The following is a 20,990-nucleotide window of genomic DNA, read 5'->3' as shown; positions in this document are numbered from 1 at the left end:
GACCCGCTTCGCCCGGCTCCGCCGCGCTTGCGATCGCCACTGGTTTCCCGCCTTCGACAGCGAAAGGGTCCATGGTGTCGTTGGAGTCCCTCAGCCCGGAAGAACTTGCCGGTGCACACGCTCGTCACCAGCAGGATTACGCCGAACTGCAGGCCAAGAAGCTCGCACTGGACCTGACCCGCGGCAAACCCGCCCCCGCCCAGCTCGACCTGTCCAACCAGCTGCTGAGCCTGCCCGGCGACGACTACCGCGACAGCGAGGGCACCGACACCCGCAACTACGGCGGCCTGCACGGTCTGCCCGAGCTGCGGGCCATCTTCGGGGAGCTGCTCGGCATCCCGGTGCAGAACCTGATCGCGGGCAACAACTCCAGCCTGGAGCTGATGCACGACCTGGTCGCCTTCTCGATGTTGTACGGCGGCGTGGACTCGCAGCGGCCGTGGAAGGACGAACCGAACGTCAAATTCTTGTGCCCGGCCCCCGGCTACGACCGGCATTTCGCCATCACCGAGACGATGGGCATCGAGATGATCCCCGTCCCGATGCTGTCCGACGGGCCGGACGTCGACCTGATCGAAGAGCTGGTCGCCGCCGACCCGGCCATCAAGGGCATGTGGACGGTGCCGGTGTTCGGCAACCCCACCGGGGTCACCTACTCCTGGGACAATGTCCTGCGGCTCGTTCAGATGCGGACCGCGGCGCCCGACTTCCGGCTGTTCTGGGACAACGCGTACGCGGTGCACACCCTGACGCATGACTTCATCCGGCAGGTCGACGTGCTCGGGCTGGCCTCCGCTGCCGGCAATCCGCATCGGCCCTACGTGTTCGCGTCCACCTCGAAGATCACCTTCGCCGGCGCCGGCGTGAGCTTCCTGGGGGGATCGCTGGGCAACATCGCCTGGTATCTGCAATACGCCGGGAAGAAGTCGATCGGACCCGACAAGGTCAACCAGCTGCGGCACCTGCGCTTCTTCCGCGACGCCGACGGGGTGCGGCTGCACATGCTGCGGCACCAGCAGATCCTTGCGCCGAAGTTCGCGCTGGCCGCCGAGATCCTCGATCAGCGGCTCAGCGACTCCAAGATCGCGTCGTGGACCGACCCCAAGGGCGGCTACTTCATCAGCCTCGACGTCCTGCCGGGCACCGCGAAGCGGACCGTCGCGCTGGCCAAGGACGCCGGTATCGCGGTGACCGAGGCGGGTGCGTCGTTCCCGTATCGGAAAGATCCGAGGGACACCAACATCCGGATCGCGCCGACCTTCCCGTCGCTGCCGGACCTGCGCGACGCCGTCGACGGCCTGGCCACCTGCGCGCTGCTGGCGGCATCCGAATCGCTGCTGGCGTCGTCGCCGTCGAGTGTGAGCTGACGACCCTGCCGGGTCCGCATCGTCGGCGCGCGCCGGTAGCCTGCTGACCGTGGCCCTCTACCGCAAGTACCGTCCGGCAACCTTCGCCGAAGTGGTGGGGCAGGAGCACGTCACCGAACCGCTCTCGATCGCCCTGGAAGCCGGACGGATCAACCACGCGTATCTGTTCTCGGGTCCGCGCGGCTGCGGGAAGACCTCGTCGGCGCGCATCCTGGCCCGCTCGCTGAACTGCGTTCAGGGTCCGACGGCCACCCCGTGCGGGGTCTGTGACTCGTGCCAGGCGCTGGCGCCCAACGCGCCCGGCAGCATCGACGTGGTCGAGCTCGACGCGGCCAGCCACGGCGGCGTGGACGACACTCGCGAGCTGCGCGACCGTGCGTTCTACGCGCCGGCCCAGTCGCGCTACCGGGTTTTCATCGTCGACGAGGCGCACATGGTGACCACGGCGGGGTTCAACGCGCTGCTCAAGATCGTCGAGGAACCCCCCGAACACCTCATCTTCATCTTCGCGACCACCGAACCGGAGAAGGTACTGCCGACGATCCGGTCGCGCACCCATCACTACCCGTTCCGGTTGTTGCCGCCGAAGACCATGCGGTCGTTGATCGGACGGATCTGCGAGCAGGAGGGCGTCGCCGTCGACGACGCCGTCTACCCGCTGGTGATCCGCGCCGGCGGCGGGTCGCCCCGCGACACCCTGTCGGTGCTGGATCAGCTGGTGGCAGGCGCCGAGGGCGCGCACGTGACCTATCAGCGGGCGCTGGGCCTGCTGGGGGCCACCGACTTGGCGCTGATCGACGACGCCGTGGACGCCCTCGCCGCCGCCGATGCCGCGGCGCTGTTCGGTGCGGTGGAGTCGGTGATCGATGCCGGGCATGATCCACGGCGCTTCGCCACCGATCTGCTCGAGCGGTTCCGCGACCTGATCCTGCTGCAGGCGGTTCCGGACGCGGCCGGCCGCGGCGTGGTGGACGCGCCGGAGGACGTGCTGGAGCGGATGCGTGAGCAAGCGACCCGGATCGGGCCGGCGACCCTGACCCGCTACGCCGAGGTGGTGCAGGCGGGTCTGGGGGAGATGCGCGGTGCGACGGCGCCGCGGCTGTTGCTCGAGGTCGTGTGTGCGCGACTGCTGCTGCCCTCGGCCAGCGACAGCGAAGCGGCGCTGCTGCAACGCGTCGAGCGGATCGAGACCCGGCTGGACATGTCCATCCCCGACTCCGCAGCCCCCGCCACCACGGTGCCGCGCAGCGCGCCGGCGTCGGCCGAACCCGAGCCGCCCGTCCGGTTCACCCGGCCGTCCGCGGCGGCCGCCGCCAAGCCAGAACCGAAACCCGAACCGACGCCTGAGCCCCAGGCGGCCCCTGTCACCGAACCGCCTCCGGCCGCGGCGCCCGAGCCGGAACCCACCGCTGCTGCTGCGGCGCCGGCGGCCGAATCAGCTTCTGCGCCAGGTGAACTCAACACCGCCGCGGTGCGCAGCATGTGGCCGACGGTGCGCGAAAAGGTACGTCAGCGCAGCCGCACCACCGAGGTGATGCTGGCCGGGGCGACCGTGCGGGCCATCGAGGGCAACACGTTGGTGCTGAGCCATGAATCGGCGCCGCTGGCCAAGCGGCTCTGTGAACAGCGCAACGCCGACGTCATCGCCGAAGCGCTCAAAGACGCCTTGGGCGTCAACTGGCGGGTGCGCTGTGAGGCCGGCGCGCCTGCGTCGGCCGCGCCACCCGCGCCCGCCGGCGGGGGAGCCGGCCCGGCGGCGGCGAAAGTCGCCGAGCCCGAGCCCGATGTGGATACCGCGCGCCGCGACGAGGAGGAACACATGCTCGCCGAGGCCGTCCGCGACGAGCCGTCGGCGCCGCGCCGCGACCCCGAAGAGGTCGCGCTAGAACTGCTGCAGAGCGAGCTGGGCGCCCGCCGCATCGACAACGGCTAGCGGGTCAGGCCGTCCACCACGGCCGCAGCGGCAGGTCGTCATCGCCCCGCGTTTCGGTGTTGGCTGCCAGCACGTGATGGAGCTGAAGGTTGTTCTGCTCGAACGCCACCCGGGACGCCGCCATGTACAGGCCCCACACCTTGGCGGTCGGCAGGCCGACCTCGGCGACCGCCACATCCCAATGCTCGACCAGGTTGTGGCACCAGTCGCGCAGCGTCATCGCGTAGTGATGGCGGAAGTTCTCCGTGTGCAGCACCTCGAAGCCCGCATCCTGGGCCGCGCAGATGATGCGGCCCGAGCCGGTCAGCTCGCCGTCCGGGAAAACGTAGCGGTCGGTGAACCCGCCGGCGAACGAGGTCGAGATGTTGTCGTGACGGGTGATGCAGTGGTTGAGCAGCAGACCGCCGGTGCGCAGCTTCGACTTCAAGAACGCGAAGTAGGCCGGGTAATTCTTGACGCCGATGTGCTCGGTCAACCCGATTGAGGAGACGGCGTCGAACTGTACCTCGGCCACGTCCCGGTAGTCGGAATGCCGCACCTCGGCCAGCTCCGCCAGCCCCTCGTCGGCGATCGCCCGCTGCGCCCACTTCGCCTGCTCGGCCGACAGGGTGGCGCCGATCGCCCGGACGCCGCGGCGCGCGGCGTAGCGCACCATGCCGCCCCAGCCGCAGCCGACGTCGAGCAACCGGTCGCCCGGCTGTAGCCGCAGCTTTTCGAAGATCAGCCGGTACTTGTTCTGCTGCGCATCTTCCAGCGTGGCCTCGTCGTCGGGATACACCGCGCAGGTGTAGGTCATCGACGGGCCCAATACCAGTTCGTAGAAGGTGTTGGAGACGTCGTAGTGGTGATGGATGGCCTCGGCGTCGCGGGTCTTGGTGTGCATCAGCCCGTCGGCGACCCGGCGCCACCGGGGCCGGGTTTCCTGCGGTGGTGGTGGCACCGGCAACAACCGCTCGAAGCCCATCGAACGGACGACATTGGCCAGCACCCGCGCCGGTGGCCGCTTGAATTCGACCCGATCGGTCAGCGTCTTGAGCAGTCGGTACGGATCACCCGGATGCACGCCGTACGCCTGCAGGTCGCCCGACACGTAGGCGCGTGCCAGGCCGAGTTCACCGGGCGCGGTGGCCAGGTAGGTGGCTCCGCGGGGGGTCCGCAGATCCAGACCCAGTTCGGCGTCTTCGCTTCCGGCCGTGCTGCCGTCGTAGGCGGTGAACTTCAGCGGATGCCGTCCAGTCGCGGCGAAGACCTCCAGGATCTCGGCCATGCTCAGTTTGCGGGTCGGTGAGCGGTCGGGTTCTTTTGTCGTCGTCATCGCCGTTGCACCGCCTTCGCGTAGAGGTCGAGTAAACGAGAGTCGGGGTCATAGGTCTTCTTGACGGTGTTGTAGGCCTCGCCGCCGTACAACTCGTCGAAGTCCTCGCGGGAGTAGAACGAGTCCGAATACAGCGACTTGTGGCCGTCGAGCTCGTCCACCTTGGCCTCGATCATCCGGTTGGTGGCGCCCTCGGTGGCGCCGGCCGGCACCGACGACCAGAAGCCGACGTTGACGTAGGTGTGATCCGGCCGCATCGGGTACAGCGGCCAGCCGTAGTGGTCACGTAGACGCACCGGGCACAACCAGATTGGCGTGATGGGCACGCTGTCCAGGAACCACTCCAGGAAGTCGCAGGTCCGTTCGACGGGCACCTCGATGTCCTGCACCACCCGCTCGCGCGGCGGCCGGCCCCTGCGTGTCTCGATCCGGTCGGACAGGCCGAAGCGGCGGTCCATGGAGATCAGCTTCGAATAGACGCTGCTGCGCCGGTAGCGGCGTGGCCACCAGCGCCGCAACCGCGGGTTCTGCACGCCGAATGCGCGTGAGCACCAGAACCAGTCGGTGTCCCAGCGCCAGAAATAGTCGTTCATGGTCAGCCGGTCATCCTTGGTGGCTTCCACGCCCGGGCCGTCGTGCTGGATGGACTGGTAGTAGATGTCGCGGCCGGTGTAATCGCTGACCGGGCCGGGTGTGGTGGTCCGCCGGCCCACGCACAGGTAGCTTTCGTCGGCGCTGAAGACGACACCGTCGAGATAGTCGACCGGTGTCCCGCCCTGCCCGCCGGTGTCGATGATGCGTTCCATGGCCGCGATCAGCTCGGGCAGCGAGCGGAATCGGACGTGCCGCAGCGCGACGAACGGCGCAACGGATTCCAGCTCGATCCTAAGCCTTGTCGAATACCCAAGCGTCCCATAGGAATTCGGGAAGGCGCGGAACAGGTCGGGATGCCGGGTACGCGAAGTGGTGAGCAAATCGCCAGCGCCGGTGAGGATGTCCATTTCCAGCACCGATTCGTGCGGCAGGCCGTTGCGGAACGACGCCGACTCGATGCCCAGTCCGCTGACCGCACCGCCCAGGGTGATGGTCTTCAGCTGGGGGACGACCAGCGGCGAAAGCCCATACGGCAGCGTCGCTGCGACCAGGTCCGCATACGTGCACATGCCCGCCACGTCGGCGGTGCGGGTTTCGGGATCCACGCTCAGGATGCCGGTCAGCCCGGACGTATCCAGACCGGGTGCGTCGCGTTTGGTGCGGGCGCGGAACAGATTTGAGGTCGGCTTGGCCAGCCGGACGGCGGACGTTGCCGGGATGGATCGATAACTCGCCAGCATCCGGTCAACGCCGGACCTGTGGGCCGAGAGTGCAGATCCAAGGACTGGCACCACATATACCCTAGTCTTCGACAACAGCCCGTGCACCCGTCGAAAGGCGCGGCACCGGGAAAAATCTTCATGAGGAGGGGTCGCCTTGGGACAGGTGAGCGCAGAAAGCACCATCTTGATCAACGCGGAGCCTGCGGCAGCCCTTGCCGCCGTCGCCGACTATCAGACCGTCCGTCCGAAAATTCTCTCCCCGCAGTACAGCGAGTACCAGGTGCTGCAGGGTGGGCAGGGGCCGGGCACGGTCGCCAAGTGGAAGCTGCAGGCCACCAAATCACGAGTGCGCGACGTGCAGGTCGACGTCGACGTCGCCGGGCACACCGTCATCGAGAAGGACGCGAACTCGTCCATGGTGATCAACTGGACGGTCGCTCCCGCCGGACCCGGCTCCAGCGTCACCGTCAAGACCACCTGGACCGGCGCCGGCGGTGTGAAGGGCTTCTTCGAGAAGACCTTTGCGCCGTTGGGGCTCAAGCGGATTCAGGGCGAGGTGCTGGCCAACCTGAAGACGGAGCTGGAGAGCTGAGCTAGCGCGCCTGGCCCTGCGAGGCGAGAAAGCCCGCGACCCCGCGGACCAGTGCGTCGGCGTATTTCTGCCGGCCCTCGGCCGACTCCATCAGCGCCGAATCGGCGGGGTTCTTCATGTTGCCGCACTCGACCAGGATCGACGGGTACTGCGCCAGGTTCAGGCCGGTCAGGTCCGAGCGGCCGTACAGGCCGTTCTGGCCGATGTAGTTTGCCGGCGGGATCCCGGAGCCCTGCATCTGGTCGCGCATGATCCGCGCGTATTGCACCGACGGGCCGGCCTGCACCTGGTTGAGCGGCGGGGCCGAGTAGTTGACGTGGAATCCCCGGCCGGACGGCGGGCCGCCGTCGGCGTGGATGGACAGGACCGCGTTGGGGTGCAGCGCGTTGGCCGCGTTCGCGCGTTCGTCGACGCACGGCCCCAGGCCGTTGTCGTTGGCGCGGGACAGCGCGGTCCGCACCCCCAGGGCGCTCAACTCGGCGCGCACCCGCAGCGCGGTGTCCCAGGTGAAGGTGTGTTCCTGGTAGCCGGTGGTGGTCGCGGTTCCGCTGGTCTGGCAGTCCTTGGTGCCGCCGCGACCGGTGGGCACCTGACGGTTGATGGAGCCGTCATTGGAGCCGTTATGACCCGGATCGATGAAGACCACCATGCCGGCGATGTTGGAGGGGACGGCCGTTGCGGTCGGCATGATCGCCGTCGAAGAGGCGACGAGCACACCAACCGCCAATCTGATCCCGACACGTCTGCTCAGTCGTAGGTCCACGGCGCAAAGCTAACGCCGGGCGGTCTACGCTGGGGGTTTCGAATCGCCGGAGACTCACGAGCGAAACCAACTCGAGACCAAGATGCGAGGGGATTGTCATGCAACCCGGAGGCGATATGTCGGCGCTGCTGGCCCAGGCGCAGCAGATGCAGCAGAAGCTCATGGAGGCGCAGCAACAACTGGCGAACGCTGAGGTGCATGGTCAGGCCGGTGGGGGCTTGGTCAGCGTCGTCGTGAAGGGCAGCGGCGAGGTGGTCGCGGTGAAGATCGATCCCTCTGTCGTCGACCCGTCGGACATCGAAACCCTGCAGGACCTGATCGTCGGCGCCATGGGTGACGCGTCCAAGCAGGTCACCCGGATGGCCCAGGAGCGGCTGGGATCGCTGGCCGGCGGCTTCGGCCCGCCGCCGGGGCAACCGCCCGCGCCGGCGCAGGGGCTTTAGGCTCCGCGACCGACATGTTCGAAGGACCCGTCCAGGATTTGATCGACGAGCTCGGCAAGCTGCCGGGCATCGGGCCCAAGAGCGCCCAGCGCATCGCCTTCCACCTGTTGTCGGTGGAACCGCCGGATATCGACCGGTTGACCGCGGTGCTGGCGAAGGTCCGCGACGGGGTGCGGTTCTGTGCGGTGTGCGGCAACGTCTCCGACAACGAGCGGTGCCGGATCTGCGCGGATCCCCGCCGGGACGGCTCGCAGGTGTGCGTCGTCGAGGAGCCCAAGGACGTCCAGGCCGTCGAACGCACCCGGGAATTCCGCGGCCGCTATCACGTGCTGGGCGGTGCGCTCGACCCGCTGTCCGGGGTGGGGCCCGATCAGCTGCGGATCCGCGAGCTGCTGAGCCGGATCGGGGAGCGGGTTGACGATGTCGACATCACCGAGGTGATCATCGCCACCGACCCGAACACCGAGGGCGAGGCCACGGCCACCTACCTGGTGCGGATGCTGCGCGATATCCCCGGCCTGACCGTGACGCGGATCGCGTCGGGGCTGCCGATGGGCGGTGACCTGGAGTTCGCCGACGAACTGACGCTCGGCCGGGCGCTCGCCGGGCGCCGGGCAATGGTCTGACGTTCCTCACGCCTTGCTCAATTGGAACGACCTGGTAAAGGTCGTGCCCGGCTCTCCGCCACACGCGTCGGACGTCGTCGTCTGCCCTTCGCCGGCAAGCGAGACCGCATCGAAGCTGTAATTCACGGTCGCCGGGGCCGATGCGCCGTTGGGGCATGGCACCTGGGACGTGCCGCTGTGCGTCCATCGTCCATCGGCGAAGTAGAAGTCCCAGCTGATGACGAACGTCCCGCCATCTTGCGAAGTCGCTCGGGTGCAGTCCGATCCGCACGGAACGAAAAGCCAGGCGGTTGGTTTGTCGTTGCCCGCGTAGAGCACGTTGTACCGGCCGTTCAGGACTTCCGGTTTGGCGTTCGCCGGTGGCGACGACGCGATGAATGCAGCCGCGCTGAGCAGTGCAGCGCCGGCAGCCAGTCTCGGGCTGATCTTCGCCATCTCGGCCCGCATGCCTAGCGCACCGCCAGCCGTTCGCGGCGCAGCAGGTCCACCTCCGGCATCGGCAGCGGCGCAAGCTCGCCGACCACCGTGCCCAGCAGCAGGTCGGCCAGTTGCGGGTTGCGGGCCAGGCATGGGCCGTGCATGTAGGTCGCGATCACGCTGCCCTGAACCACGCCGTCGAAGCCGTCGCCGCCCCGGTTGCCCGCGCCCTTGACCACCGCGCCCAGCGGCGACGCCGCCGGTCCCAGCACAGTGCCGCCGCGGTGGTTCTCGAAGCCGGTGAGACGCTCGGTCAGGCCTGCCAGCAGCGGCTTGGTGGTCAGCTCGCCGATGGTGCGCGCCTCTTGCGGTGACGTCGTCGCATCCAGCATGCCCACGCCGTCGACGCGTTCCCCCGCCGACGTCTCATACCAGTGCCCGAGCACCTGCACGGCCGCGCAGATCGCCAGCACCGGCGCGCCCCGCCCGGCGGCGCGCTGCAGGCCCGGGTACTTGATCAGGTGCCGGGTGGCAAGCCGTTGCGCGTAGTCCTCGGCCCCGCCCAGCGTGTAGAGGTCCAACGACTCCGGCACCGGGTCGGCCAGCGTGATCTCGACGATCTCGGCGGCGATGCCGCGCAGCCGGAGTCGCTGCCGCAGCACCAGGGCGTTGCCGCCGTCGCCGTAGGTCCCCATCACGTCGGGCAGCACCAGCCCGATCCGCACCACCGAGTCAGCCATGGCGCGCCAACGCTCGTTGCAACTGAAGGAACGCGGTGTAGTTGGCGACGACCTCGACCCGCCCGGGCGGGCACGACGCGATCGCCGCGACGGTGTCGTGCACCAGGGTGTGCTCGACGCCCGCATACTCCAGCCGCACCGCCAGGTCGGTCCCGCGCTCGCCGGCGGCCACAACTTCGGTCTCCTCGAAGTGCTCGAACCGCACGTCCCACAGCCACGACAGGTCCTCCCCGTCGGGCACCTGGCCGTTGACCGAGATGACCACCCCGGCCGCATGCTTGTCCACCATCGACAGCGCCTCCTGCCAGCCGGCCGGGTTCTTCGCCAGCAGCATGCGCACCTCGTGGGTGCCGACGCGGACGGTCCGGTAACGCCCCGCGACCTCGTCGACCGCCGAGACGGCCGCCACCGCTTTGCCGGGATCGGCGCCGAGTGCGACGGCGGCCGCGACGGCCTGCGCGGCGTTGCCCCGGTTGACCGCGCCTGGCAGCGCCAGCCGCATCGGCAGGGCCAGGCCGTCGGGCCCGTAGAGGGCGTCGTCGTCGAACCACCATTGCGGGCTGGGCCGCTTGAAGTCCGCGCCCGTGGAATACCAGTGACCCCGGTCGCGGACGATGATCTCGCCGCTGCGCGGGCAGCTGACCGAGTCGTTCGACCACGAACCGCCCGCGGCCACCCACACCACGTTCGGGCTGTCGTAGGCGGCCGACGTCATCAGCACGTCGTCGCAGTTGGCCACGACGACCGCGTTGGGATGCCGGGACAGGCCGGCGCGCAGGGTCCGTTCGATGACGTTGATCTCGCCGACCCGGTCCAGCTGGTCGCGCGACAGGTTGAGCAGCACGACGACGCTGGGTTCGGCGGCGTCGGAAACGTGCGGGACGTGCATTTCGTCGACTTCCAGGGCCGCCAGCGGCGCATCGCGGTTGCCGGCCAGCGCGGCGACCAGGCCGGCGTCCATATTGGCGCCCTCGGCGTTGGTGGCCACCCCGCCCAGCGTCGCCAGCGCGGCCGAGGTCATCCGGGTGGTGGTGGATTTGCCGTTGGTGCCGGTGACGATGACGGTGCGCCGGCCGGTGGCGAGTTGCCTCAGGACCGAACGGTCCAGCGTCATCGCGATCAGGCCGCCGATCATCGCCCCGGCCCCTCGTCCGGTCACCCGCGACGCCCAGCGCGCGCTCGCTCCTGCGGCGAGGGCCAGACGGGCGCGGGTGGTGACCACCCGGGAAGTTTAAAGGTGTGTCGCGGCCGCATCGAATTCCCGGGCGATCGCATGCGCGGCGCCGGCGCCGGGCGCGGCGGGTCGGCCGCATTGAATTGCCGCCCGACACGGCGTCTAGCGGCCAGGTGATGTCGGTCGGCCGTGCCATCCTCAGTGCATGAGCGGGGTGTGCTGGGGTCGGCCGGCCAGCGAGCCGGACGCCGGCTGGGCCGTCGTCGATGTCGAGACCTCGGGTTTCCGGCCGGGTCAGGCGCGGATCATCAGCGTTGCGGCGCTCGGCCTGGACGCCGACGGCAACGTCGAACACTCGGTGGTGAGCCTGCTCAACCCTGGCGTGGACCCCGGTCCCACCCACGTGCACGGCCTGACCGCCGCGATGCTGGAAGACCAGCCCCAGTTCGCCGACATCGTCGGCGACGTGGCCGAGGTGCTGCGCGGCCGCACCCTGGTGGCCCACAACGTGGCGTTCGACTACGCGTTTCTGGCCGCCGAAGCCGAACTGGCCGAGACCGAACTGCCCGTCGACAGCGTCATGTGCACCGTCGAGTTGGCCCGGCGGCTGGACCTCGGCGTCGAGAACCTGCGGTTGGAGACGCTCGCCGCGCACTGGGGCGTCACCCAGGAGCGGCCGCACGACGCCTTTGACGACGCGATGGTGCTGACCGGCGTGCTGGCGTCGGCGCTCAAGCTGGCCCGCGCGGGCGACGTCTGGCTGCCGATACATCCGGTGACCCGGCGCCGCTGGCCGAACGGCCGGGTCACGCACGACGAACTGCGACCGCTCAAGGTGCTGGCGTCCCGAATGCCCTGCCCGTACCTCAACCCGGGCCCCTACGTCGGCGGCCGGCCGCTGGTGCAGGGCATGCGGGTGGCGCTGGCCGCCGAAGTCGTCCGCACCCACGAGGAACTCGTGGAGCGCATCCTGCACGCCGGGCTGGCCTACACCGACGCCGTCGACCGGGAGACCTCGCTGGTGGTCTGCAACGATCCCGCCGCCGAGCAGGGCAAGGGCTACCTCGCCCGGCAGCTGGGGGTGCCGGTGATCTCCGACGCGCAGTTCATGGACTGCGTGGGCGCCGTCATCGGCGGCACCAGCATGGACGAATTCACCGACGCCAGCACGCTGGACCAGCAACTGGCGCTGTTCTGACCGGGCGGCTGTGCCGGCAGCACTAGATCAGGGTCCTCCGCGCCAGTGTTCGATGCGGTGGTGGTCGGGGGTGAACCCGTGCTGCACGCCCCACAGCACGGCCTGCGTGCGGCTTCCGACGCCGAGCTTGCGGTAGATGTTGCGGATGTATGACTTCACGGTATTCGGGCTCAGGTAGGTCAGCCGCGCCACATCCGCGTTGCTCTTGCCCTGGGTGATCAGCGCCAGGATCTCGGCCTCGCGGTCGCTGAGCCCTTCGCCGCGGCCGGGCCAGTCGAGCCCGGGCGCACTACGTGCCCGGCCGGTTATGTCGCTGACGATCACCTCGCCGGAATGCACGGCCTCCAGCGCGGCGACCAGTTCGCGCGCGGGCAGGGTCTTCGATAGGTATCCCTGTGCCCCGTGGCGCCGGGCGCTCTCGACGAGGTCGGGGTGAAAGTTCCACGTGTAGACCACGACTCGGCGTGCCCGAGGATTGGCAACCAAAACCCCTATCTCCTCGTGGTCGGATTCGGGTTGGGCAAACGAGTCGTACAGGGCGATATCGACGGGATCAGCGACGGGCATGGTGGAGTCGAGTTCGGCGATCACGACACGATCGCGGTACGGGTCAAGCATGTTGGCCACGCCCTTCACGACGACGTCGTAGTCATCGACGAGCGCAACCGTGATCGGCGCGCGGGGAGACGGTGACGGCATGTCGGCGAGATTACCTCCCTAGGGGTGTATTGCTACCCCCCTTTGGGGTGATCGACTGGATTCATCGCTGGCGCAACGAGTTAGCCAGTCGTCAATCGCAAAAGGGAGGCCAATCATGATCATTCTGGGCATCATCGCGCTGATCGCAGGATTTCTGCTCAAGATCGCGGTGCTGTGGACCATCGGCATCATCCTCGTCATCGTCGGCGTGATCCTGGCGATCCTCGGATCCACCGGACGCGCCGTCGGGGGCCGCCGGCACTACTTCTGAACGCCGGCAATCGAGACGCGCCCGATCTCGGGCTGGGCGCACCTCACAAGCAAACGTTTGCGGCGCCGGCGCCCGGGTTATTCGACATGAGTACGAGAGGAGCACGAAATGCCCACCTGGGAGTGGATTTTGATTGCGGTCTCCATCGTGATTGTGGTGGCAGTACTCGCCATCGCGGCGAAAGTGGTGAGCAGTCGCCGGAGAACAGCCCGGCTGCAACAGCACTATGGCCGCGAGTACGAGCGCTTGGTTTCGCAGGCCGGAGATCCCAAGGTGGCGGAGCAGGAATTGACCACCCGGGAACGCGAACGGAACAAGCTCGACATTGTTCCGTTGACGCCATCGGCGCTGTCGGACTTCAGCGCCCGTTGGCAGCAGGTGCAGACCGGGTTCGTCGATAATCCGGCAACCGCCGTCGGTGTCGCCGATCGGCTGGTGACCGAGGTGATGCGTGAACGCGGTTATCCCGTCGATGATTTCGAGCGGCGGGCAGCCGACATCTCGGTGGATCATCCAGGGATTGTCGACAACTACCGCGCAGCGCACGGCATCCATTTGCGAGGCGATGTCAACACCGAAGAGCAGCGGGAGGCGTTCGTGCACTATCGAGCGCTGTTCGAAAAGTTGCTCGAAACAACAACAAACGACGATGCGTCACAGGAGGCAAGCGCATGACCACGCAAGATCGTCCGTTGAATGATACCTACGACGAGTCTCAGCCCGCGGTCGCGGAAACCACCGGGCAGGTGGATGATCACCCCGCACCACCAGCGCCGGTCGAAGCGTCGGCGCCCGTGAGTGCGCCCTCGGCCGTCGACGATTCAGCGGACCAAACGCAGGCCGCAACCGCGGATCGCTCGACAGGCCGCGCAGCGGACGAATCATCAACGGAGCAGCTGCTTTTCGCCGATAACGACCTGGCGGACTTGCGCGCGCGGTGGGCTGGTGTGCAGGCCGCCTTCGTCGACGACCCGAAGGATTGCGTACAGAAGGCCGATGTTTTGGTCTCCGATCTGGTTGACCGGCTAACGAACGGTTTCGCCCACGCGCGCTCGCGCCTCGAGGAGCAGTGGGCGCGGGGCGAGCAGGCGTCCACCGAAGACCTCCGCCTGGCTTTGATGCACTACCGCGACTTCTTCGAGCGCTTGCTTGCGGTGTAGCGCTACGGCGGCAGCCCACACCCGTGCCGGCGAAGACCCTCCGCCGGGCACGGCGTCAGCCGCGAGCGGCGCGGTTGACCGCTGACACGACCGCGCGCAGCGACGCGGTGGTGATCGACGGCGCGATGCCAACCCCCCACACCGTGCGGCCGTCCACCGACGCCTCCACGTAGGCCGCGGCCTGCGCGTCGTCCCCGGCGCTCATGGCGTGCTCGGAGTAGTCCAGGACGGCCACGTCAAAACCGACGCCGCCCAGCGCGTGAACGAACGCGGCCAGGGGGCCGTTGCCCTCCCCGCTGACCTCGGTCTCCGCCCCGTTGAGTTTGACGGTCGCGGTGATGCGGGTGACGCCGCTGTCTTCCTCGGACGCGTCGACGCGCTGCTTGATCCGCTCCAGCGGCGACACCGGGGCCAGGTATTCCTCGGAGAAGGCGTCCCACATCTCCTTGGGACTGACCTCGCCGCCTTCCCCTTCGCTGATCTTCTGCACCACCTGGGAGAACTCGATCTGCAGCCGTCGCGGCAGGGCCAGGCCGTGGTCGGCCTTCATGATGTAGGCCACCCCGCCCTTGCCGGACTGCGAGTTGACCCGGATCACCGCCTCATAGGTGCGCCCGACGTCCTTGGGGTCGATCGGCAGATACGGCACCTGCCAGAGCATGTCCTCGACGTCGGTGTCCGCGGCGTCCGCGTCGATCTTCATCTGGTCCAGGCCCTTGTTGATGGCGTCCTGGTGGCTGCCGGAGAACGCGGTGTAGACCAGGTCCCCGCCGTAGGGGTGACGCTCGTGCACCGGCAGCTGGTTGCAGTACTCGACCGTGCGGCGGATCTCGTCGATGTTGGAGAAGTCGATCTGCGGGTCCACGCCGCGGGAGAACAGGTTCAGCCCCAGCGTCACCAGGCAGACGTTGCCGGTGCGCTCGCCGTTGCCGAACAGGCAGCCCTCGATGCGGTCGGCACCGGCCTGGTAGCCCAATTCCGCTGCTGCCACGGCGGTTCCGCGGTCGTTGTGCGGGTGCAGGCTCAGGATGACCGACTCCCGGTTGGCCAGGTTGCGGCTCATCCACTCGATCGAGTCGGCGTAAACGTTAGGGGTCGCCATCTCCACCGTCGCGGGCAGGTTGAAGATGATCGGGTTGTCCGGCGTCGGTCGGATGATCTCGCCCACGGCGTCGCACACCTCTTTGGCGTACTCCAGCTCCGTGCCGGTGTAGGACTCCGGCGAATACTCGAAGCGCCACCGGGTGCCCGGGTGCTTGGCGGCCTCCGCCACGCACTTACGCGCGCCCTCGGTCGCGATGGCTCGCACCGCGGCGCGGTCCGCGCGGAAAACCACGCGGCGCTGCAGGATTGACGTCGAGTTGTAGAAGTGCACGATGGCCTGCGGCGCGCCGTGGCACGCCTCGAAGGTGCGCTCGATCAGCTCGGGCCTGCACTGGGTCAGCACCTGGATGGTGACGTCGTCGGGAATGGCGCCGTCGGTGATGATCTCGCGGACGAAGTCGTAGTCGGTTTGGCTGGCCGACGGGAATCCGACCTCGATTTCCTTGTAGCCCATGCGAACCAGCAGATCGAACATGCGGCGCTTGCGTGCCGGGGTCATGGGGTCGATCAGAGCCTGGTTGCCGTCGCGCAGATCGACCGCGCACCACAAGGGCGCATGAGCGATGATGCGGTCGGGCCAGGTGCGGTCGGGCAGCCGGATGGCCTCGACCTCTTCGGCGAAGGGCCGGTACCGGTTGACCGGCATCGACGAGCTGCGCTGCGGGTTCCACGCGGCCTGCCCGGGGCCCGGGGGGCCCGCCGGCTGGACGATGGTTCGTGTCGAGCTGAATGCGTCGGGGTTGGAAGTCACGGTGATTGCTCCGGGGGTATCAGAAGGGGAACTTCAGACCGGCGCATCGCGAACACCCGCGACGGGAAGCCGGTCTGGATCAGACCCCGTCGCGGCGTCCGAGGAGGAGCACCCGCTGCACGTCCTGCACTTTACCGCTTTTAGCGCCTTGGTAAAAATGCCGCTGGGACGGTAGCGAATGCGCAGGCCGGGGAACCAGGTATCGGGACGTAAATCACCATGCGGCGGCACGTATTCTGTTGTGGACTTATACCCGAAATTGAAGTGCGCAGGGCCGGAGAGGCAGGAAAAACGTGGCGCTCGTCGTGCAGAAGTACGGCGGATCCTCAGTGGCGAACGCCGATCGGATCCGGCGGGTGGCCGAGCGCATCGTCGCTACCAAGAAGCAGGGGAACGATGTAGTAGTCGTCGTCTCCGCGATGGGCGACACCACCGATGACCTGATGGATCTGGCCCAACAGGTGTGCCCGGCGCCGCCGCCGCGCGAACTCGACATGCTGCTCACCGCCGGTGAGCGCATCTCCAATGCGTTGGTCGCGATGGCGATCGAATCGCTGGGTGCGCAGGCCCGCTCGTTCACCGGATCCCAGGCCGGGGTGATCACCACCGGCACGCACGGCAACGCCAAGATCATCGAAGTCACCCCGGGCCGGCTGCAGACCGCGCTCGACGAGGGGCGCATCGTGCTGGTGGCCGGATTCCAGGGCGTCAGCCAGGACACCCGGGACGTGACCACGCTGGGCCGCGGCGGCTCGGACACCACGGCGGTGGCCCTGGCCGCAGCACTGCGCGCCGACGTCTGTGAGATCTACACCGACGTTGACGGCATCTTCAGCGCCGACCCGAGGATCGTGCACAACGCCCGCAAGCTGGACACGGTCACCTTCGAGGAAATGCTCGAGATGGCGGCTTGCGGCGCCAAGGTTTTGATGCTGCGCTGCGTGGAATATGCACGCCGCTATGGCATTCCGGTGCATGTCCGATCCTCGTATTCGGAGAACCCAGGCACCGTCGTCGTCGGATCAATCAAGGACATAGCCATGGAAGACCCCATCCTGACCGGAGTCGCGCACGACCGCAGCGAGGCCAAGGTGACCGTCGTCGGCATTCCCGACATTCCCGGATACGCCGCCCGCGTCTTCCGGGCGCTCGCGGACGCCGACGTGAACATCGACATGGTGCTGCAGAACGTGTCCAAGATCGAGGACGGCAAGACCGACATCACCTTCACCTGCTCGCGCGACAGCGGGCCCACCGCGGTGGCCAAGCTGGACGCGCTCAAGGACGAGATCGGGTTCAGCCAGCTGCTCTATGACGACCACATCGGCAAGGTGTCGCTGATCGGGGCGGGCATGCGCAGCCACCCCGGGGTCACCGCCACCTTCTGTGAGGCCCTGGCCGAGGTGGGCGTCAACATCGAGCTCATCTCCACCTCCGAGATCCGCATCTCGGTGTTGTGCCGCGACACCGAACTAGATAAGGCCGTCGTGGCGTTGCACGAGGCGTTCGGGCTCGGCGGTGCGGAGTCGGCCACGGTGTATGCGGGGACGGGTAGATAAATGGTTGCCATCGGAGTGGTGGGCGCCACCGGCCAGGTCGGCCAGGTGATGCGCAAGTTGCTCGACGAGCGGGACTTTCCCGCCACGTCGGTGCGGTTCTTCGCGTCGCCACGCTCGCAGGGCCGCAAGCTGGAATTCCGCGGCCAGGAGATCGAGGTCGAAGACGCCGCGACGGCCGACCCGAGCGGCCTGGACATCGCGTTGTTCTCCGCCGGCAAGACGATGTCGCTGGTGCAGGCGCCGCGGTTCGCTGCAGCCGGGGTGACGGTGATCGACAACTCGTCGGCCTGGCGCAAGGACCCGGACGTGCCGTTGGTGGTGTCCGAGGTGAACTTCGCCCGCGACGGGGCCAACCGGCCGAAGGGCATCATCGCCAACCCGAACTGCACGACCATGGCCGCGATGCCGGTGCTCAAGGTGCTGCACGAAGAGGCCGGGCTGCAACGCCTGGTGGTCTCCAGCTATCAGGCGGTCTCCGGCAGCGGGATCGCCGGGGTCGAGGAGCTGGCCACGCAGGCCCGCGCGGTCATCGACGCCGCCGAGCAGCTGGTGCAGGACGGCCGAGCGGTGCAGTTCCCGGCGCCCAAGACCTACGTGGCGCCGATCGCCTTCAACGTGGTGCCGCTGGCCGGCTCCCTGGTGGACGACGACTCGGGTGAGACCGACGAGGACCAGAAGCTGCGCCACGAGAGCCGCAAGATCCTGGGCATCCCCGACCTGGCCGTGAGCGGCACCTGCGTGCGGGTGCCGGTGTTCACCGGGCACTCGCTGTCGATCAACGCCGAATTCGCCCGGCCGCTGTCGCCCGAGCGGGCCCGCGAACTGCTCGACGGGGCACCCGGCGTCAAGCTGGTCGACGTGCCGACCCCGCTGGCGGCCGCCGGCGTCGACGAATCCCTGGTCGGCCGGATTCGGCGCGATCCCGGGGTGCCCGACGGCCGCGGGCTGGCCCTGTTCGTCTCCGGTGACAACCTGCGCAAGGGGGCTGCGCTGAACACCATCCAGATCGCCGAGCTGCTGGCCGCCCAGCTGTGACAAGCGGGTGAACACCACCCACACTCGCCTGGCCGCGCGGTGCTCACTGTTCGCCGCGATGTGTTTGGTTGTGCCGCAATGGTTTTCCAGCGTCGCGCGCGCCGATCCGGCGGCGCCGACCCCCGAGCCCGTACTGCAGCCACTGGCGCCCGGTCAGGTGTTGCGAATCGGGCCCACGGCGGGCACCGGCACGCCGACCGGGGACTACGGCATCGGCGCGACCGACCTGTGTGAGTTCGTCGAGTTCCCCGCCGAGTTGCTTCAGGTGTGCGGCGACAGCTTCGCCGGCCAGGGCGTCGGCTTCGGCGGTTGGTACGCGCCGGTCGCGTTGCGCGTCGACACCTCGTCCGTCGACGACCCCGGCGGGGTGCGCTACACCGGGGTCACCGGCATCAGCAATCCGCTGCTCGCCGACGCCGCCCCGCCGGGTGTCTCGCAGCTGCCGGCCGGCGTGGTGCAGATCAACCGGCGCAACTACCTGATGGTGACGACGACCAAGAACCTCGAGCCGCAGACCTCACGCCTGGTGACCGCCGAGCCTGCGCGCGCGGGCTGGCAGACGATCCCGGGATCCAAACGGCCCGCGTCATACCAGGGCGGCTCGCAGACGCAGATCAGCGGCTTTTACGACCCGATCCCCACCCCGGACTCACCCAGCGGGTGGGTGTACATCGTCGCCGACAGTTTCACCCGCAGGGACCCCGTGCTGCTGTATCGGGCCACCCCGCAGACGTTCACCGACCGGTCGCGGTGGCAGGGCTGGGCGGCCGGCGCCGGAGGCGGCTGGGGCAAGCCGCCGACGCCGCTGTGGCCGGACGCGGTGGGCGAGTTGTGCATTCGGCAGATCGACGGCAAGACGGTGCTGTCCTATTTCAACGCCGTCACGGGCAACATGGAGGTTCGGGTGGCCGACGACCCGACGGGCCTGGGCGACGCGCCGGTCACCACGGTGGTGCAGCACGACGAGTGGCCGGATCCAGCGGAGAGCCTGCCGCCGCCCTACGACAACCGGCTCGCGCAACCGTACGGCGGCTACATCTCGCCCGGTTCCACGCTCGATGAGCTGCGAATCTTCGTGAGCCAGTGGGACACTCGCGCGCGGGTGGCCGCGCCGTACCGGGTGATCCAGTTCGCCGTGAACCCGCTGCGGCCCGAGTAGCGACCCAGCGTCCGGGGCACGCTCAGGCGGTCCTGAGAGTGGGTGCGCCACGGCGCTGTCAGAGCGGCCTTTTCGCCCGCTGAGTGGGGGCTTTAGTTCACAGCTGCTACATAAGTAGCGCATAGCCGCCACTACTGTTAACGGCTTCATCATTTGTCTCATGAGTGAAACATCTGAAACCCCCACTGTGCGGCACTCCACCGCAACTGCACCGGTCGCCGCCGAAGCGGCGGCGGCCTACCGGGCCCCGCGGGTCTTCCAACTCGCCGCGTGGGTCGCCATCGTCGCCGGGATCGTGTTCATCGTCGCGGTCATCTTCTTCACCGGCTTCATCCTCGGCCACCGCGGCGGCCATCACGGCCACCACCACAAGCACCACCACGCGATGGTTCACCACCGCGGTCCTGGCGGCCCCGGCAACTTCGGCGGCCCGGGCGCACCGGGCGGTCAGGGTGGACAGGGCGGACAGAACGGTCCGGGAGCCACCACCGCTCCTCCGTCGACGTCGGGCGTGCGTCCCAGCGGCATGGCCCCGGGTCAGCTCCCGCCGTCGGTCTTCCACTCCGCGGCCGCGACGGGTCAGGTCCCGAGCGTCATCGTGATGACCAACTGAAAAACCGTTGTCACCAGTGGCCCGGCGTTCCTCGCGAGCGCCGGGCCACCTGTCTTTTGCGGTCACCGACGCCTAACCGCCCCATCTCGATTCACAACAAATTTGTCGCCGAGCCCTGTTAGGGACAGCAAGCGCGGGGCAATATGGCAAGGCATGAGCGAGACACCCGAACCACACACCGAGTCAACCCCGGCCGCACCCGTCACCGCGCCACCGCCGCCGAACCGGGTGAAGCCGCCGCGGCTCTACACGGCGGCCGCCTGGGTGGTGATCGTCGCGGGCGTCGTCTTCATCCTCACGTCCGCCTTCTTCGTCGGCGCCTTCATCTGGAAGCACAACTACTACTGCCACCATCACCACCACGGCATGTTCCACCCAGGCGGCCCCGGGCCGGGCAATGGACCGTGGGGAGGCCCCGGCGGCCCCGGGCCGGGTAACGGACCCGGGCAGTACGGCGCCCCCGGCGGCTACGGGCCGTGGTACGGCGGGCCCGGTGGCCCGGGCGGACCCGACAACGGGCCATGGGGATACGGGCCCAACGGTCCCGGCTTGATCATTCCGATGCCCCCCGGCGGTCCGGGTGGTCCCGGTGGACCGGTTGCCGGCCCGGGTGTCAGCGGCCCCGGACAGCCGCCCGGAGTCAGCCCGGCCCCCAGCACACCCGCGCCGCGCCCCTGACGACGCCCGTGTAAGTCACGCCCTTAAGTCACGCCCGAAATGGGTATTAACCCGTGGTGGGTAACCGATGGACGTTG

Annotated in this window: 22 protein-coding genes; 14 read left to right on the top strand and 8 right to left on the bottom strand. The window is 68.4% G+C overall.

All coding sequences use genetic code 11. The features are described from left to right. The first annotated feature begins 74 nt into the window (after nucleotides 1-74). Nucleotides 75-1,367 carry an aspartate aminotransferase type Ic gene (locus ACZYVJ_RS13045; protein ID WP_463832976.1) on the top strand — a complete coding sequence of 431 codons (1,293 nt, stop codon included), beginning with the start codon at nucleotides 75-77 and terminating at the stop codon, nucleotides 1,365-1,367. A 49-nt stretch (nucleotides 1,368-1,416) separates the two neighbouring features. After that, a complete protein-coding gene (locus tag ACZYVJ_RS13040) occupies nucleotides 1,417-3,300 on the top strand; it encodes a DNA polymerase III subunits gamma/tau (protein ID WP_463831366.1) in 1,884 nt (627 codons plus the stop codon). Between the two features lie 4 nt (nucleotides 3,301-3,304). Here ACZYVJ_RS13040 and ACZYVJ_RS13035 read toward each other — a convergent pair whose 3' ends face one another. Together ACZYVJ_RS13035 and ACZYVJ_RS13030 are read right to left on the bottom strand one after the other, a co-directional pair. Next, nucleotides 3,305-4,615, bottom strand: a complete 1,311-nt coding sequence (locus ACZYVJ_RS13035) for a class I SAM-dependent methyltransferase (protein ID WP_463831365.1) — start codon at nucleotides 4,613-4,615, stop codon at nucleotides 3,305-3,307. Continuing rightward, on the bottom strand, nucleotides 4,612-6,003 hold the full coding sequence (locus ACZYVJ_RS13030; protein WP_463831364.1) for an FAD-binding oxidoreductase: 1,392 nt from the start codon (nucleotides 6,001-6,003) through the stop codon (nucleotides 4,612-4,614). Before ACZYVJ_RS13030 ends, ACZYVJ_RS13035 begins: the two co-directional genes overlap by 4 nt. A gap of 82 nt (nucleotides 6,004-6,085) precedes the next feature. Here ACZYVJ_RS13030 and ACZYVJ_RS13025 point away from each other — a divergent pair, with 82 nt between their 5' ends. Next, nucleotides 6,086-6,523, top strand: coding sequence for an SRPBCC family protein (locus ACZYVJ_RS13025; protein WP_463831363.1), 438 nt, complete (start codon nucleotides 6,086-6,088; stop codon nucleotides 6,521-6,523). A gap of 1 nt (nucleotide 6,524) precedes the next feature. Here the strand turns inward: ACZYVJ_RS13025 and ACZYVJ_RS13020 are convergent, their stop codons facing one another. Next, nucleotides 6,525-7,286, bottom strand: a complete 762-nt coding sequence (locus ACZYVJ_RS13020) for an Rv3717 family N-acetylmuramoyl-L-alanine amidase (protein ID WP_463831362.1) — start codon at nucleotides 7,284-7,286, stop codon at nucleotides 6,525-6,527. 98 nt (nucleotides 7,287-7,384) lie between these two features. On the opposite strand from ACZYVJ_RS13020, the gene ACZYVJ_RS13015 reads away from it, so the two are divergent. Together ACZYVJ_RS13015 and recR are read left to right on the top strand one after the other, a co-directional pair. Then, nucleotides 7,385-7,729, top strand: a complete 345-nt coding sequence (locus ACZYVJ_RS13015) for a YbaB/EbfC family nucleoid-associated protein (protein ID WP_463831361.1) — start codon at nucleotides 7,385-7,387, stop codon at nucleotides 7,727-7,729. Nucleotides 7,730-7,743: 14 nt separating this feature from the next. Beyond that, nucleotides 7,744-8,355, top strand: coding sequence for a recombination mediator RecR (recR, locus tag ACZYVJ_RS13010; protein ID WP_008263246.1), 612 nt, complete (start codon nucleotides 7,744-7,746; stop codon nucleotides 8,353-8,355). Between the two features lie 6 nt (nucleotides 8,356-8,361). On the opposite strand, the gene ACZYVJ_RS13005 is transcribed toward recR, so the two are convergent. The 3 genes from ACZYVJ_RS13005 to ACZYVJ_RS12995 are packed head-to-tail and all read right to left on the bottom strand — an operon-like array spanning nucleotide 8,362 to nucleotide 10,734. Beyond that, nucleotides 8,362-8,802 carry a hypothetical protein gene (locus ACZYVJ_RS13005; protein WP_463831360.1) on the bottom strand — a complete coding sequence of 147 codons (441 nt, stop codon included), beginning with the start codon at nucleotides 8,800-8,802 and terminating at the stop codon, nucleotides 8,362-8,364. A 2-nt stretch (nucleotides 8,803-8,804) separates the two neighbouring features. Beyond that, entirely contained in the window at nucleotides 8,805-9,500 is a 696-nt protein-coding gene (locus ACZYVJ_RS13000; protein ID WP_463832975.1) for a type 1 glutamine amidotransferase, read from the bottom strand. 4 nt (nucleotides 9,501-9,504) lie between these two features. Next, a complete protein-coding gene (locus ACZYVJ_RS12995) occupies nucleotides 9,505-10,734 on the bottom strand; it encodes a MurT ligase domain-containing protein (protein ID WP_463831359.1) in 1,230 nt (409 codons plus the stop codon). Between the two features lie 157 nt (nucleotides 10,735-10,891). Here ACZYVJ_RS12995 and ACZYVJ_RS12990 point away from each other — a divergent pair, with 157 nt between their 5' ends. After that, complete coding sequence (locus ACZYVJ_RS12990) at nucleotides 10,892-11,884, top strand: DEDDh family exonuclease (protein WP_463831358.1); 993 nt, start codon at nucleotides 10,892-10,894, stop codon at nucleotides 11,882-11,884. A gap of 27 nt (nucleotides 11,885-11,911) precedes the next feature. Here ACZYVJ_RS12990 and ACZYVJ_RS12985 read toward each other — a convergent pair whose 3' ends face one another. After that, nucleotides 11,912-12,583 (bottom strand): response regulator transcription factor, encoded by a 672-nt coding sequence (locus tag ACZYVJ_RS12985; protein ID WP_463831357.1) that lies wholly within the window; start codon nucleotides 12,581-12,583, stop codon nucleotides 11,912-11,914. Between the two features lie 115 nt (nucleotides 12,584-12,698). On the opposite strand from ACZYVJ_RS12985, the gene ACZYVJ_RS12980 reads away from it, so the two are divergent. The 3 genes from ACZYVJ_RS12980 to ACZYVJ_RS12970 all read left to right on the top strand — a co-directional run bounded on the left by ACZYVJ_RS12980 (nucleotide 12,699) and on the right by ACZYVJ_RS12970 (nucleotide 14,014). Next, nucleotides 12,699-12,854, top strand: a complete 156-nt coding sequence (locus ACZYVJ_RS12980; protein ID WP_221045688.1) for a DUF6131 family protein — start codon at nucleotides 12,699-12,701, stop codon at nucleotides 12,852-12,854. A gap of 108 nt (nucleotides 12,855-12,962) precedes the next feature. Next, complete coding sequence (locus ACZYVJ_RS12975; protein ID WP_463831356.1) at nucleotides 12,963-13,529, top strand: hypothetical protein; 567 nt, start codon at nucleotides 12,963-12,965, stop codon at nucleotides 13,527-13,529. After that, nucleotides 13,526-14,014: a hypothetical protein gene (locus ACZYVJ_RS12970; protein ID WP_463831355.1), complete on the top strand. Its 489-nt coding sequence runs from the start codon at nucleotides 13,526-13,528 to the stop codon at nucleotides 14,012-14,014. The genes ACZYVJ_RS12975 and ACZYVJ_RS12970 overlap by 4 nt, the downstream gene beginning before the upstream one ends. Before the next feature lie 55 nt (nucleotides 14,015-14,069). On the opposite strand, the gene leuA is transcribed toward ACZYVJ_RS12970, so the two are convergent. Further along, complete coding sequence (leuA, locus tag ACZYVJ_RS12965) at nucleotides 14,070-15,869, bottom strand: 2-isopropylmalate synthase (protein WP_463831354.1); 1,800 nt, start codon at nucleotides 15,867-15,869, stop codon at nucleotides 14,070-14,072. A gap of 293 nt (nucleotides 15,870-16,162) precedes the next feature. On the opposite strand from leuA, the gene ACZYVJ_RS12960 reads away from it, so the two are divergent. From ACZYVJ_RS12960 to ACZYVJ_RS12940, 5 genes are all read left to right on the top strand, one after another. Next, on the top strand, nucleotides 16,163-17,428 hold the full coding sequence (locus ACZYVJ_RS12960; RefSeq protein ID WP_463831353.1) for an aspartate kinase: 1,266 nt from the start codon (nucleotides 16,163-16,165) through the stop codon (nucleotides 17,426-17,428). Next, nucleotides 17,429-18,463 carry an aspartate-semialdehyde dehydrogenase gene (locus ACZYVJ_RS12955; protein WP_463831352.1) on the top strand — a complete coding sequence of 345 codons (1,035 nt, stop codon included), beginning with the start codon at nucleotides 17,429-17,431 and terminating at the stop codon, nucleotides 18,461-18,463. It begins immediately after the preceding gene. A gap of 7 nt (nucleotides 18,464-18,470) precedes the next feature. Next, entirely contained in the window at nucleotides 18,471-19,622 is a 1,152-nt protein-coding gene (locus ACZYVJ_RS12950) for a DUF4185 domain-containing protein (RefSeq protein ID WP_463831351.1), read from the top strand. 187 nt (nucleotides 19,623-19,809) lie between these two features. After that, nucleotides 19,810-20,235, top strand: coding sequence for a hypothetical protein (locus ACZYVJ_RS12945; protein ID WP_463832974.1), 426 nt, complete (start codon nucleotides 19,810-19,812; stop codon nucleotides 20,233-20,235). 153 nt (nucleotides 20,236-20,388) lie between these two features. Further along, nucleotides 20,389-20,913, top strand: a complete 525-nt coding sequence (locus ACZYVJ_RS12940; RefSeq protein ID WP_463831350.1) for a hypothetical protein — start codon at nucleotides 20,389-20,391, stop codon at nucleotides 20,911-20,913. Nucleotides 20,914-20,990: the final 77 nt, after the last annotated feature.

The sequence above is a fragment of the Mycobacterium sp. IDUB_3 genome (assembly GCF_055419585.1).
Note: the sequence above shows the minus strand (reverse complement) of the source record. Positions and strands in the feature narration are given on the sequence as shown.

Bases quoted from the DNA above. Each gene is read 5' to 3' on its own strand.
- ACZYVJ_RS13035 (WP_463831365.1), bottom strand. From the start codon at position 4,615: ATGACGACGACAAAAGAACCCGACCGCTCACCGACCCGCAAACTGAGC.
- ACZYVJ_RS13015 (WP_463831361.1), top strand. From the start codon at position 7,385: ATGCAACCCGGAGGCGATATGTCGGCGCTGCTGGCCCAGGCGCAGCAG.
- recR (WP_008263246.1), top strand. From the start codon at position 7,744: ATGTTCGAAGGACCCGTCCAGGATTTGATCGACGAGCTCGGCAAGCTG.
- ACZYVJ_RS13005 (WP_463831360.1), bottom strand. From the start codon at position 8,802: ATGCGGGCCGAGATGGCGAAGATCAGCCCGAGACTGGCTGCCGGCGCT.
- ACZYVJ_RS12990 (WP_463831358.1), top strand. From the start codon at position 10,892: ATGAGCGGGGTGTGCTGGGGTCGGCCGGCCAGCGAGCCGGACGCCGGC.
- ACZYVJ_RS12985 (WP_463831357.1), bottom strand. From the start codon at position 12,583: ATGCCGTCACCGTCTCCCCGCGCGCCGATCACGGTTGCGCTCGTCGAT.
- ACZYVJ_RS12980 (WP_221045688.1), top strand. From the start codon at position 12,699: ATGATCATTCTGGGCATCATCGCGCTGATCGCAGGATTTCTGCTCAAG.
- ACZYVJ_RS12975 (WP_463831356.1), top strand. From the start codon at position 12,963: ATGCCCACCTGGGAGTGGATTTTGATTGCGGTCTCCATCGTGATTGTG.
- ACZYVJ_RS12970 (WP_463831355.1), top strand. From the start codon at position 13,526: ATGACCACGCAAGATCGTCCGTTGAATGATACCTACGACGAGTCTCAG.
- ACZYVJ_RS12955 (WP_463831352.1), top strand. From the start codon at position 17,429: ATGGTTGCCATCGGAGTGGTGGGCGCCACCGGCCAGGTCGGCCAGGTG.
- ACZYVJ_RS12940 (WP_463831350.1), top strand. From the start codon at position 20,389: ATGAGCGAGACACCCGAACCACACACCGAGTCAACCCCGGCCGCACCC.